This window comes from Micromonospora sp. NPDC049171, from assembly GCF_040648275.1.
Taxonomy (GTDB): domain Bacteria; phylum Actinomycetota; class Actinomycetes; order Mycobacteriales; family Micromonosporaceae; genus Micromonospora.
This window is the reverse complement of record NZ_JBEZDJ010000036.1, coordinates 17,093-29,691: the sequence shown is the minus strand read 5'-3', so window position 1 is coordinate 29,691 and position 12,599 is coordinate 17,093. Positions and strand designations below refer to the sequence as shown.

Here is a 12,599-nt window from a genome sequence, read left to right as displayed (position 1 = left end):
CGCCCCGTACGGAATCGGCAACCGGAGGATAGGCGATCGGCGATATCTGTCGGCAGGGCCGGTCGGGCGGATCCGCCCGACCGGTCATCCCTCCTCAGGGGACTGTCACTCCAGGCCGACGCGCTCCGGCCGGGCCGAGGCGGAGCCGAGCCAGGTGTGCGGGTTGCCGTACCAGCACCAGCCCAGCTTCGGCGCGCCCTGGCTGATCCAGAGCGCCGGCACCCGCTTGTCGCCGCAGCGGGAGCCGACGAGCGAGAAGCACCTGTTGCTCGCCAGCGCCGCCGGGTGCAGGGTGATGAACGCGAGCCCCTCGTCGATGCTGAGTGGCAGCCGACCCTGGGCGGTGATCCCCTCCATCGCGGTGACCGGGGGCAGGTTGCGGAACTCCTCGCCCCGATCGACGTCGAAGAGCAGGTACGCCGGCCCCGCCGGCACCTCCAACTCCTTGATCGGGTCGAAGCGGGGCAGGTCGTCCTCGGCGTAGTTGCGGTCGACGACGCCGGGCTTGCGCTTGCCGGCCAGGGTGGTGCGGCCCACTCGTTCCGGCACCCCGACCAGGTCCCTGGTGATCACCAGCAGGAACGGCACCCGGGCGTCGGTGGGGTCGGGCAGGCCGACGGTGCCCTCGACCGCCCTGGCCCGCAGCGGCGCGACCAGGTCCCGGAAGGCGCTCTCGGACAGCCCGGCCAGCTCCGGGTAACCGAGTTGCACCAGGTGGTCGAGTTGACTGTCGAACTCGGTGGCGGCGTCGAACACGGCGGCTCCATTCGTCGTCCAGCAAACGTACCGTACGACGTACGGGGAGTCGGGGTTATTCCCGCCGCGGCAATCCGGCTCAGCGGCCCCAGTCCTGCTTCGCGGCCCGGACCAGCTTGTCCTTCAGCTCCCGGGTGTGCCGCCGACTCACCGGCAGCTCGGCGGCGTCGATCACCACCACATAGCCGGAATTGACCAACCGCAGCTCCGCGATCAACTTCAACTGCACGAGGTACGACCGGTGCACCCGGACGAAACCGGCATCGGCCCACCGTTCCGCGAGCGTGGCCAGCGAGACGCGTACCAGGTGCGACCCCTCCGCGGTGTGCAGCCGGGCGTAGTCCCCCTGCGCCTCCACCCACCGCACCGCCGACCGGGGCAGCATCCGGGTAGTGCCGGCCAACTCGATGGGGATGGTCGGGTCCTCCTCGGCGCGGGCCAGCGCCGCCGGGTGCGACGGCACCACCCGCGAGCCGATCACCCGGCGCAGCGACTCGGCCAGCCGATCGGCGCGCACCGGTTTCCGCACGTAGTCGGTGGCACCCAGGTCGAAGGCGTCCACCGCGCCGTCGTCGTACGCGGTGACGAACACGATCGCCGGTGGCCGGGCGAAGCGGCGCAGCACCCGCGCCAACTCCATGCCGTCCAGGCCGGGCATCCGGATGTCCAGGAAGACCACGTCCACGTCACCGTCGCGCAGCAGCCGCAGCGCCTCGGTCGCGTCCCCGGCGGTGTGCAGCCGGGCCACCCGAGGGTCGGCCCGCAGGTGGTACGCCAGCTCGTCGAGCGCGGGCGGTTCGTCGTCCACCGCGAGCACCCGGAGAAAGGCAGCAGTCACGAGCCTGCCCGTACCCCGGGATGGAACTTCGGCACCCGCATGCTCACCTTCGTACCCGAACCCAGCCCGGTCTCCACGACCAGGCCGAACCGGTCCCCGAAGACCGACCGCAGCCGCTCGTCGACGTTGGAGAGGCCGACGTGCTGGCCCGTGTCGTCGCCCGGATCGGCGGAGCCGCGGGCCAGCTCGGCGATGCCGGCGGTCAGCGTGGCCGGGTCCATTCCCACTCCGTCGTCCTCCACCGTGATGTGACACTCGGCACCCGCGTCCCGGGCCTCGATGCTCACCATGCCCGTGCCCGGCTTGCGGGACAACCCGTGGCGGACGGCGTTCTCCACAAGTGGCTGGAGGCAGAGGAACGGCAGCGTCACCGGCAGCACCTCCGGGGCGATCTGCAACCGCACCTGCAACCGGTCGCCGAACCGGGCCCGCTCGATGGTCAGGTAGCGGTCGATCGAGCGCAGCTCCTCGGCGAGGGTGGTGAACTCCCCGTGCGCCCGGAACGAGTACCTGGTGAACTCCGCGAACTCCAGGATCAACTCCCGGGCCCGCTCGGGATCGGTGCGGACGAACGAGCCGATCGCGGTCAGCGCGTTGTAGATGAAGTGCGGACTGATCTGCGCCCGCAACGCGCGGATCTCGGCCCGGGCCAGCCGCTCCCGGGACGAGTCCAACTCCGCCAGGGCGAGCTGGTTGCCGGCCCAGTGCGCGGTCTCCAGGGTGGCCTGCACCAACCCCGGGGCCGGCGGACTGTCGGCGACGGCCACCAGCGCGCCGACCACCCGGCCGTCCGCCCCCTGCAGCGGGGCGACCACCGCCCCCCGGATCGGGCAGTCGACCCGGTCGCAGTGCAGATCCTGCTCACCCAGCACCGCCGAGCGGCCGCTGTGCACCGTCCGCTGGGCCGCCGCGAGCAGTTGCCCGCCGTGGTGCGTGCCGCGCCCGTCGAGGGCCAACAGCCGCTCGGCGTCGGTGAGCGCCAGCCCGACCGCGCCCACCAGGGCCCGCAGATGACGTACGGCCTTCGCCGCGCCCGCCTCGCTCAGCCCGGCCCGCAGCGGCTCGGCCGCCAGGCCGGCGGTGTGCAGCACCTCGTAGGTGGCCCGCTGGGTGGCGGTCGCGATGCCCCGGCGAGCCCGCAGCCGCAGCACCGCCAGCAGCGCCGCCGTCAGCGCGGTGACGAGTGAGACGACGCCGACCACGGCGGAGAGGTTGGCAGCCACGCAGCGATTAGTACGCGCCCTTGCGGGCGAGCACCACCCCGACGGTGCGCCACAGGATGCTCAGGTCGTACGCGAGCGACCAGTTGTCGACGTAGTAGAGGTCCAGTCGGACCGACTCGTCCCACGACAGGTCGGAGCGGCCGGAGACCTGCCACAGGCCGGTCATGCCGGGGCGGACCAGCAGCCGCCTGCGGACGTCGCCCAGGAAGTCGCCGTCGTCGGCCGGCAGCGGGCGCGGCCCGACCAGCGACATCTCACCCCAGAGCACGTTGATCAACTGCGGTAACTCGTCCAGCGAGGTGGCCCGGAGGAAACGTCCCACCGGGAAGACCCGGGGATCCTGCTTCATCTTGAACAGCATGCCGTCGGTCTCGTTCCGGTCGACCAGGCTGGCCAGCCGGTCCTCGGCGTCGACGTACATGGTCCGGAACTTCCACACCCGGAACGTGCGCCCCTCGTGCCCCACCCGCGGCTGACGGAAGAAGACCGGCCCACGGTCGGAGATCCGGATCGCCACGGCGATGGCCAGGAAGAGCGGGACCAGCAGCAGCAGGCCGAGGCCGGCGGCGACCCGGTCCATCAGGTTCTTGGCCAGCAGCGCCGGCCCGGAGAGGGTCGGCTCCTCGACGTGCAGCAGCGGCAGACCCTCGATCGGCCGGATGTGCACCCGGGGCCCGGCGATGTCGGTCAACTGCGGGGCGACCACCAGGTCGACGCCGGAGCCCTCCAACTGCCAGGCCAACCGGCGCAGCTCGCCCGGCTCGGCGCTGGCCGACCCACAGACGGCGATGGTGTCGCCACCGACCTCACGGACCAGGGCCAGCACGTCGCGTCCGGCGTACACGGGGACGGGGGTCGGCATGCCGCGGGCCGCCGCGTACCCGTCGGTGATGTGGATGGCGACGGGCATCAGCCCGGCGGCCGGGCTGCGGGTGACCGCCGCGTAGACCTCCAGGCACTCCGGCAGGGTGCCGACCAGCACCATCCGGTGCGCGGCCTGGCCGGCCCGCCGCCGGATGTAGTGCAGCGCCCAGCGGGCCACGAACCGGCCCCAGAGGATCAGCAGCAGCGCCCCGAGCAGGGCCGTGCCGACCGTCCAGCGGGACAGTTCGGTCTTGGTGGCGAAGGCGAGGAACGAGACACTCGCGGCGACCGTCACCCCGGCCCGGATCACCCGTTTGAACTCGTCCGGACCCAGCCCCAGGTAGCGCCGGTCGTACCCCCGGTTGCTCCAGAGGATGACCACCCAGCCGAGCGGCAGCAGCAGGTAGGAGACGGTGTGGAACCAGGTCGGGTCCTGCTGGGTGCCGGAGAACCCGGAGGCGGCCTGATCGAACAGTTGGATCGCGATCCAACTGGCGAACGCCGCCGCGCCGAAGTCGAGCAACAGCAGGGTGGCGATGTACGGGCGGTGCCAGCGGGAGACCCGGCGGCGCGACCTCGTCCACGCCGACCGAGGAACGCCGTTGTGAGACGGCGGCGTCGGCGGCTGGATCTCGAAGCTGTCGACGTGCCGCACGAGTCTGCTCCGGCCTTCGTTGGATACCGGGCGCTGGAGGCTTGCCGTCACCTCACCCATGTCCTCCCGCATGACACGGGCCGCTCACTCGGCGTGAGGGCCCGGGTCGCCCACCGTCCCAGTCTCCCACGCGGGCTCCGACCGGTCGCCGCCCCGAACGAGATTGGCGACCGATGGTGCCGGTGCGATCTGGCCGGCTCCGCACCATTTCAGAAGCCGGGGACCGGGCCACTATACCGATGGATGCGCGCATGGCCAGAACGGCGGACCGGAGGTTCCGCTCACTGTGGGCGATTCCGCTGCGTAGTCGTGAAGTGGAATTACTCACCGTACGAGTCGGGACAACCGACGGTCAGCGAGGGGCTTTCCACCGGTCTGGCATGTTGCGCAGTACTGGAGGCTGGAATCGGCGAACGAGACCTCCCGCACGGTGTCCCCGCAGACGGGGCAGGGCAGCCCGGTGCGGGCGTGCACCTTCAACCCGGAGCGCTTCTCGCCCTTCAACTCCGCGGCCCGCTGACCGAGGGACCGCTCCACCGCGTCGCCGAGCACCTGCCGGGTGGCCGCGTGCAGGCCGGCGAGTTGGTCGTCGGTGAGCCGGTCGGTGATCGCGAACGGGGACAGCTTCGCGGCGTGCAGGATCTCGTCGGAGTACGCGTTACCCACCCCGGACAGCACCGACTGGTCGGTCAGCACCCCCTTGACCTGCCCCCGTCGACTGCGCAGCCGCTCCGCGAAGGTGGCCAGATCGGCAGCGAGCGCGTCCGGGCCCAGCTTGACCACCCCGGGCACCGCCGCCAGGTCGGTCACCAGGTACGCGGCGAGCTTCTTCTGGGTGCCGGCCTCGGTGAGGTCGAACCCGGAGCCGTCGTCCAGGCGTACGCGTAGCGCGATCGGGCCCTTGCCGGGGCGCAGCGGGGCGGTGGCCGGGAACGCCTCCCGGTAGTGCAGCCAGCCCGCCCGGGCCAGGTGCACCACCAGGTGCAGGTCGCCCTCGAAGAGCACGTCGAGGAACTTGCCGTGCCGGCTGGCGTCGACCACCGCCCGGCCGGCCACCGCGGTCGGTGCCGGTTCGTACGTCTTCAGGGCGCTGATCGCGGCGATCTCCAGTCGATCGACGCGCCGGCCCACCGCGCGCTGTCGCAGGTAACCCGCGAGCGCCTCAACCTCCGGTAGTTCGGGCACGACCCAACGGTAGCCTTTCTTCCCGTGAGAATCGTGGTGGCGCACAACCGGTACCGGGAGGCCCAACCCTCCGGCGAGAACACCATCGTCGACTCGGAGATCGCCCAGCTCACCGCCGCTGGCGTCGAGGTGCTGCCCTTCCTCCGCAGCTCGGACGAGATCCCGTCGATGTCGAAGGTGGCGAAGGCGCTGCTGCCGATCTCGCCGATCTGGGCTCCGCGCGCCCAGCACGACCTGAGCCGGCTGCTCACCGAGCACCGGCCGGACGTTCTGCACCTGCACAACCCGTACCCCCTGCTGTCGCCCTGGGTGGTGCGGACCGCGCACCGCCACGGCGTGCCGGTCGTGCAGACGGTGCACAACTACCGGCAGGTCTGCTCGTCCGGGATCTACTTTCGCGACGGCGTGATCTGTCAGGACTGCAAGGGTCGGGCGCTGGGAGTGCCGGCGATCAAACACCGCTGCTACCGCGACTCGGCGGCGCAGAGCGCGCTGATGGCGACCACCCTGGCCGTGCACCGGGGCACCTGGCGCTCGGTCGATCGGTACGTCGCGCTCACCTCGGCGATCGCCGACCACCTCCGCGACTACGGCATTCCGGACGAACGCATCGTCGTGAAGCCGAACTCCGTCCCCGACCCGGGTCGGCCGGCGCCGCTCGGTGACGGCTTCCTCTACATGGCCCGGCTCTCGCCGGAGAAGGGCGTCGACCTGCTGCTGGACGCCTGGCGGCGGCACCCGGTGGGTGCCCTGGGCACGCTCCGGGTGGCGGGCGACGGGGAGCTGCGCCCGCTGGTGGAGGCCGCCGCCGCCGAGCGACCCGACGTGGTCTACCTCGGCCAGCTCGACCGGGCCGGGGTGCGCGCGGCGGTCGAGGCGAGCGCCGTGGTGATCGCCGCCTCCATGTGGCACGACGTGCTGCCCACCGTGATCATCGAGGCGATGGCGAGTGGCCGACCGGTGCTCGGCACGGCGTTGGGCGGCATTCCGTACCTGGTCGGGGCCGACGCCCCGCACGAACCCGCCGGCACCGGCCCTGCCGAGGTCGCCTCCGCTGTCGTCGGCGGCGGGTCGCCCATGCCTTCCGGCATCGAGGTGGGCGAGGCCGGCTGGGTCGTCGCACCGGAGGCGGCCGCGCTGGCCGCCGCCCTACCGGTCGCCCGGGCGGGTGCGGCCGGGCTGGCCCTGGCCGCCCGCGCCCGCTACGAGCGCACCTTCCACCCTGACGTGGTCACCAAACAGCTCATCGACATCTACGCAGGTGTAGCCCGAACCCCCAACCGAGTCTGACCCCGTGCCGGGCGGCCCTGCGCTGCCCCACGGCATGACAGAACGCCCGCCACCGCCCCGTCGCCCGCCACTGCCCCGGTCGCCCGCCACTGCCCGGTCGATCATGGAGTTGTGGTGGGGGACAAAGCTCTCGTATAGCGTCAAATCAGGCACCACTACTCCATGATCGACGAGCCCGAGGTTCGCGCGGGGGCGGGGGCGGGGTTAGCGGGGGGAGGCGCGGGCGGAGAGGGCGATGCTGGCCAGCAGGAAGCCGCCGTTGACGATGCGGACGGACGTGACCTTCCCCGGGCCGCTGGACCGGGCCGGGGTGCGCGCCGCCCTGAACGGAGCCGGGGCTGCTGCGTCTAGGGTTCGCAGAGCGTTCGTTTCGGGAGTGCATCACCTGGGCGGCGGTGACGCCGGGCGGACACGACCCCGTCCAGCTCGTGATGATCGCGTCTCGGACCGGGCCTGGTTCCGTTGCGGCGGCCTGGAACAGCGCACCTGTTGACCGGAGGTGGGCGGCCAGCTCCGCCGGGCCGTTGGCTTGAATGGCAGCCCGATCGACGCGAGCCGGAGCGTATGCCATTCAGCGGTGTCCGGCGGCGCGAGCCACCGGCAGGTCCCGTCCGGCTGGTTGGTCAGGGTGCCGGGCGGTGGCCCGCCGAGGCGGGCCGCACGTCGGCGCGGCTGGTGCGTGGATCACCACGTCGGCCGGGTAGGTCGGAGCCCTATGCATCGCCGCTGCCTTGTAGCGGACCAGGCCGAAGTCCTCGGTGCCGCTGACCGACTGGGTGCTGGTGGCGATCGTGGTGCTCGTGGCCCGTGGGCCAGGTGGCGGCCTGGGCACCGGTCTGGGTGCCGACCAGGCCGGTGGCGAATCGGCCCTACGGTGGCGAGGGCGAGTTGCCACGGTACGACAACCATCGATGCCGCTGAAGGGTTTCGGTCGAGCGAGCCCAGATTCTGTTTGCAGGAATCAACGCACAGCGTTGCCCAGCCGGGTTCGGACTCTTCCTGTGCCGAAAGCATTGACAGGAGGTCTTTCCTTACCGGCCTTCCGCGCGTTGTTGGCGGAGTTGTTCGAGGAGGGCGGTGTCGGCTTCGAGGTCGGGGTGGTCGACCTGCCGGTCGAGATCAACGACCTGTTCGAGTTCCCGGATCGCCTGGTCGAGGTCACCGCCCGCCCGGTGGACCATCGCGATGTTGTACCGGGTGGTGGCTTCGCCCGCCCGGTCGCCGACGTCCCGCCGGATGGGGAGGGCTTGGTGGTAGTGGTCGAGGGCCCGCTGCCGGTCCTCTAACCCGGCGTACACGTGGCCGATGTTGTTGAGGGTGGCGGCTTCGCCGGCCCGGTCGCCGACCTCTCTCAGGATGGGGAGGGCTTGGTGGTAGTGGTCGAGGGCCCGCCGCAGATCCCCCAGGTTGTCGTACACGCTGCCGATGTTGTTGAGGGTGGTGGCTTCGCCGGCCCGGTCGCCGACCTCCCGCCGGATGGGCAGGGCCTGGTGGTAGTGGTCGAGGGCCTGCTGCCGATCCCCCAGGTTGTCGTACACGTGGCCGATGTTGTTGAGGGTGGCGGCTTCGCCGGCCCGGTCGCCGACGTCCCGCTGGATGGGGAGGGCTTGGTGGTAGTGGTCGAGGGCCTGCTGCCGATCCCCCAGGTTGTCGTACACGTGGCCGATGTTGTTGAGGGTGGTGGCTTCGCCGGCCCGGTCACCGACGTCCCTCAGGATGGGGAGGGCCTGGTGGTAGTGCTCGAGGGCCCGCTGCCCATCCCCCAACCCGTCGTGAACGCCGCCGATGTTGTTGAGGGTGGCGGCTTCGCCGGCCCGGTCGCCGACGTCCCGCCGGATGGGGAGGGCTTGGTGGTAGTGGTCGAGGGCCTGCTGCCGATCCCCCAGGTTGTCGTACACGTGGCCGATGTTGTTGAGGGTGGCGGCTTCGCCGGCCCGGTTGCCGACCTCCTGCGTAATGGGGAGGGCTTGGTGGTAGTGGTCGAGGGCCCGCTGCCGATCCCCCAACCGGTTGTACACGCTGCCGATGTTGTTGAGGGTGGCGGCTTCGTTGCCCCGGTTGCCGGCCTGCTGGTACATGGTCAGGGCCTGCTGGTAGTCCTCCAGTGCCGGCCAGGGCCGACCGGTCGCCGACCGCGCCCAGCCACGCTGATAGAGGGCGTCGGCGTCCGGGCCGAGGGTCAGGGTCGCGGTGGCCATGGCCTCGACTGCGGCAAACCGCGAGGTACGCAGCCACACCCAACACACCCGGTCACCGAGGTCCCGGGCGATCGCCGGCTGCTGACCGGCGACAGCAAGCCGATGCACCTCGACCCAGCGGGCGAGGACCGTCGGGTCAGTGGCCATCGGAAGCGGCGGGGTCGAGGACCCAGAGCTGATAGAGGGACTGGGCGGCGGCGGCGCAGGCGTCGGTGTGTTCGTCGTCGGTGAGCAGGGGGCGGACGAGGGGATGCAGGATGTTGGAGACGTAGTAACGGGGCTGGCGGCTCTCGGGGTCGATGCCCTCTTCGAGCAGGCCGAGTTGGACGGCCCGCTGGATGTGCCGGGTGGCATCGGGGTGTTGGTGCAGGGCGTGGACGGTGGCGGCGGGTACGGGTAGCTCGACGACGTTGATCCTGGCGAGCATCCGGCGGAGTTCGAGGGGCTGGGAGTCGAGCAGGTTGTCGGCCAGGACTGTCTCGCGGCGGAACCGGTTGGCTTCGTTCTCGATGGCGGTGAGCAGGCCGTCGATGTCGAGGGTGGCATCGTCGACGATCCGGTTGAGCCAGTCGAGCAGCCGGGGGTTGCCAGCCGCGGCCTTGATCGCCCGGTCCCGGATGGCAGGGTCGATCGTGGATTCGGGGCGCAGGTTGGCCAGGTTGGCGATCTTCTTGGTCTGCTCGACGAGGGTGAGGGTCTCCAGGGCCTCGACGGCGACGGTGGTGCCGGCCGGGGTGGGGAAGCGGTAGCGGCTGGTGATGATGACGCGGCTCGGGCTGCCGGTGTCGCGGATCGCGGTGAGCAGGGCGGGCAGGATCTCGGCCATCGCCGGGGCCAGCACCCGGCTGCCGTCGTCGCGGGTGTCGAGGTTGCCGGTCTCGAAGTCGTCGAAGACGAACAGGCAGGGTGTCCCGCCGAGTGGCCCGTCGGCGTCGAGCAGGTGCCGCAGCCGGGTCAGGAGGGGAACCTGTTCGTTGTCGAGGAGTGTGCCGGCCTCGATGGTTTGGTCGACGCTTTCGAAGCGGATCTTGTCGGTCAGCTCGCGGAACTTGATGGCGTCGACCCGGCCGTACCAGACGGCGTGCTGGTGGATGGGCATGCGTTCCAGGAGCCGGGAGGCGAGGCTGCTCTTGCCGAGCCCACCCATGCCGGCCAACAGCAGGCCCTGCGCCGCGCCGGGGGTGTCGGCGGGTTGCCGGAGGGCGCGCAGGCACCGTTGGATGAGTCGACGCCGGCCGACGAACTCGGCGCGGGAAGCGACCCGGGACAGTTGGGTCTGCGGGTCCAGGAACTGCTGGTCGACGGCGCGTACCTGCAACCGTCTGCGGCCCCGGGTGTGCAGCGGGGTGACCATGGGCGTCAGCGGGGACCGGTCGGCGTAGACCCGGAGCAGATGCCAGTAGCTGCTCCTCCTGTCGTGGAACAGGTGACGGCGGGCCTCGACGACGGCCCGGTCCAACGATTGGCCGTCGGCCAGGGCCTGGTAGAGCGCGGCGGCGAAATCGGTGGCGGAGGCGTCCCCGACCGGCAGCGCCCAGCCGAGCACCGCAGGAGCACCAGCCTGCACCAAGCTTTCGCTCATCGACGGGAAAACCCCACCGTCGGGGGCGTCAGCGGTCAGGCAGCCGGAAACGAACACCAGCCGCGGCCAGTGCCCCTGCATCGCCTCGGCGATCTGGTCAGCCGTCGCACTCGCGGGCGCGCCGAACTCGTCCTCCACCACGAAGACCGGCTCCCCGCCGTCGGTGGTGGCGTGCCCGCTCAGATGCAGCACGTCGAAGTGACCGGGCCCGTAGTCGCGGCTGAGGAACCGGAGCCCCTCCAGGGTGCCGCTCTCCTCGACCACCAGATCGGTGCCGGTCCGTCGCGTCGCGGCCAGGATCGCGGCCTCCTCGGCCTCGAACTTGAGCACCGGCTCGACACCTTCGGGCGAAGCCGCCATGAACAGCACCCGCAACGGCCGGTTACCCGGCGTGACCGGGCCAGTCAGCGTTGCGTGGGTGCCGACCGCACGGACCGGCAGGAGCGGCGCCCGCCCGGCCACGGTCAGGAACGCGCCGTCCCGGGCGAGCAGTTCCCAGGGCAGGTGCCGCAGCCGCTGCTCGGCGGTGATCCGCAGCACCGCCCCGGCCGGATGGGCCAGCATCGAGGTCAGCCACCGCTGGTCACCGTCGAGGAACTCCGCCAGCCGCGCCCCCAGCTCAGCCAGCCGGACCGCGCCGTACACCTTCTGCGCGGCGGCGTCGGTGCTGTAGTCACGTCGTACCAGCGTGATCAACTCATCGACCGCGGCCCGGTCCAGGTCACGGGTCCGGGGCGGCTCGCCGTCGGCGGACAGCCGCAGCTCGTAGTAGTTCGAGGTCTGCGCGAAGACCTCCAGTTCGAAGGTGCCCATCTGCCCATCCCGTCGTGGCGGTCAGTTCAGTGCGGCCCGGTGCCGTCCGGCCGCATGGCGATCTCCAACCGCGCCTGGCTGCCTTCGGCCAGCTCGATCCGGGTGCCGTCCGGCAGCAGCACGGTGACCGCGGCACCGTCCCGGCGGCGGGCACTCCACCACTCGGTGATCGTCTTGGCCACCTCGACCCCGGAGAACACCAGCCCGATCACCGCGATCACCATCTCGGCCGACCGCTGCACCTGCACCGGCGACACGCTGTCGTCCGGCCCCACGGCCCCGACCAGCGCGGCCCGCAGCTCCGCCGCCCAGCTCGCGGCCTGCGCCCCGGACACCTCCACCGTGGCGTTTCCCATTGCCCGCACCCTCCCCCGACACGCCCGGTCAAGCCGGCCCAGGACCGCCCACGCTCGGCTCCGGCCAGGTGATCGACGGGCGGACCTTGGCGGCCACTGTACGTTTCATTCGCGTCCCGGGACCGCTCGGTGAGCCCGGCTCAGGTGACGGGTTTCCGACTCGCTGACCGCATTCCGGCCATCGTGGGAAGAACAATGGCGGCCGATGGCTACTGCCCCACGCCGGTGGTGTCACGGTCCGACCCTCGGCAACCGCCGCGTCGGCAACCGGGAGCAGCAGGAAGAGCGAGGTAGATCGGGCATGGAGGATCGGGCACCGCCGCTACCTCGCGCCGTCGCCCCCGCTGCGGCGACCACCGTCGCCCGACACGTGGAGGTGCATCGGCTTGCTGTCGCCGGTCAGCAGCCGGTGATCGCCCGGGATGTCGGTGACCGGGTGTGTCGGGTGTGGCTGCGTACCTCGCGGTTCGCGGCGGTCGAGGCCATGGCCACCGCGACCCTGACCCTGGGCCCGGATGCCGGCGCCCTCTACGACCGGGGTTGGGCGCGGTTGTCGACCGGTCGGCCCTGGCCGGCCTTGGAGGACTACCAGCAGGCCCTGACCATGTACCAGCAGGCCGGCAACCGGACCGGCGAAGCCGCCACCCTCAGCAACATCGGCCACGTGTACGACGGTTTGGGGGACCGGCTGCAGGCCCTCGACCACTACCACCAAGCCCTCCCCATCCAGCGGGAGGTCGGCAACCGGGCCGGCGAAGCCACCACCCTCAACAACATCGGCCACGTGTACGACGGTTTAGGGGATCGGCAGCAGGCCCTCGACCACTACCACCAAGCCC

At 71.4% G+C, this 12,599-nt stretch carries 11 protein-coding genes; 2 read left to right on the top strand and 9 right to left on the bottom strand.

Annotation, left to right across the window (positions count from 1 at the left end; all coding sequences use genetic code 11):
• Positions 1 to 105: 105 nt before the first annotated feature.
• The 5 genes from AB0B14_RS32845 to AB0B14_RS32825 all read right to left on the bottom strand — a co-directional run bounded on the left by AB0B14_RS32845 (position 106) and on the right by AB0B14_RS32825 (position 5,521).
• Entirely contained in the window at positions 106 to 756 is a 651-nt protein-coding gene (locus tag AB0B14_RS32845) for a DUF5701 family protein (RefSeq protein WP_357065874.1), read from the bottom strand.
• Positions 757 to 835: 79 nt separating this feature from the next.
• Positions 836 to 1,594, bottom strand: a complete 759-nt coding sequence (locus AB0B14_RS32840; protein ID WP_357065871.1) for a LytTR family DNA-binding domain-containing protein — start codon at positions 1,592 to 1,594, stop codon at positions 836 to 838.
• Entirely contained in the window at positions 1,591 to 2,817 is a 1,227-nt protein-coding gene (locus tag AB0B14_RS32835; RefSeq protein WP_357065868.1) for a histidine kinase, read from the bottom strand. Before AB0B14_RS32835 ends, AB0B14_RS32840 begins: the two co-directional genes overlap by 4 nt.
• 7 nt (positions 2,818 to 2,824) lie before the next feature.
• Complete coding sequence (locus tag AB0B14_RS32830) at positions 2,825 to 4,396, bottom strand: sugar transferase (protein WP_357066531.1); 1,572 nt, start codon at positions 4,394 to 4,396, stop codon at positions 2,825 to 2,827.
• Between the two features lie 264 nt (positions 4,397 to 4,660).
• Complete coding sequence (locus AB0B14_RS32825) at positions 4,661 to 5,521, bottom strand: DNA-formamidopyrimidine glycosylase family protein (protein WP_357065865.1); 861 nt, start codon at positions 5,519 to 5,521, stop codon at positions 4,661 to 4,663.
• A gap of 24 nt (positions 5,522 to 5,545) precedes the next feature.
• Here AB0B14_RS32825 and AB0B14_RS32820 point away from each other — a divergent pair, with 24 nt between their 5' ends.
• Complete coding sequence (locus AB0B14_RS32820) at positions 5,546 to 6,811, top strand: glycosyltransferase family 4 protein (protein ID WP_357525944.1); 1,266 nt, start codon at positions 5,546 to 5,548, stop codon at positions 6,809 to 6,811.
• A gap of 571 nt (positions 6,812 to 7,382) precedes the next feature.
• On the opposite strand, the gene AB0B14_RS32815 is transcribed toward AB0B14_RS32820, so the two are convergent.
• From AB0B14_RS32815 to AB0B14_RS32800, 4 genes are all read right to left on the bottom strand, one after another.
• The gene (locus tag AB0B14_RS32815; RefSeq protein ID WP_357525942.1) at positions 7,383 to 7,643 is read right to left on the bottom strand and encodes a hypothetical protein; all 261 of its coding nucleotides are present in this window, start codon (positions 7,641 to 7,643) and stop codon (positions 7,383 to 7,385) included.
• A 199-nt stretch (positions 7,644 to 7,842) separates the two neighbouring features.
• Entirely contained in the window at positions 7,843 to 9,156 is a 1,314-nt protein-coding gene (locus AB0B14_RS32810) for a tetratricopeptide repeat protein (RefSeq protein WP_357525941.1), read from the bottom strand.
• Complete coding sequence (locus tag AB0B14_RS32805) at positions 9,146 to 11,404, bottom strand: CHAT domain-containing protein (protein WP_357525939.1); 2,259 nt, start codon at positions 11,402 to 11,404, stop codon at positions 9,146 to 9,148. Before AB0B14_RS32805 ends, AB0B14_RS32810 begins: the two co-directional genes overlap by 11 nt.
• Positions 11,405 to 11,430: 26 nt before the next feature.
• Positions 11,431 to 11,760, bottom strand: coding sequence for a hypothetical protein (locus AB0B14_RS32800; RefSeq protein WP_357525937.1), 330 nt, complete (start codon positions 11,758 to 11,760; stop codon positions 11,431 to 11,433).
• 301 nt (positions 11,761 to 12,061) lie between these two features.
• Here AB0B14_RS32800 and AB0B14_RS32795 point away from each other — a divergent pair.
• Positions 12,062 to 12,599: tetratricopeptide repeat protein (locus AB0B14_RS32795; protein WP_357525935.1), on the top strand; the 538-nt coding region annotated here is incomplete at its 3' end.

Bases quoted from the DNA above. Each gene is read 5' to 3' on its own strand.
- AB0B14_RS32830 (WP_357066531.1), bottom strand. From the start codon at position 4,396: ATGGGTGAGGTGACGGCAAGCCTCCAGCGCCCGGTATCCAACGAAGGC.
- AB0B14_RS32810 (WP_357525941.1), bottom strand. From the start codon at position 9,156: ATGGCCACTGACCCGACGGTCCTCGCCCGCTGGGTCGAGGTGCATCGG.
- AB0B14_RS32805 (WP_357525939.1), bottom strand. From the start codon at position 11,404: ATGGGCACCTTCGAACTGGAGGTCTTCGCGCAGACCTCGAACTACTAC.
- AB0B14_RS32800 (WP_357525937.1), bottom strand. From the start codon at position 11,760: ATGGGAAACGCCACGGTGGAGGTGTCCGGGGCGCAGGCCGCGAGCTGG.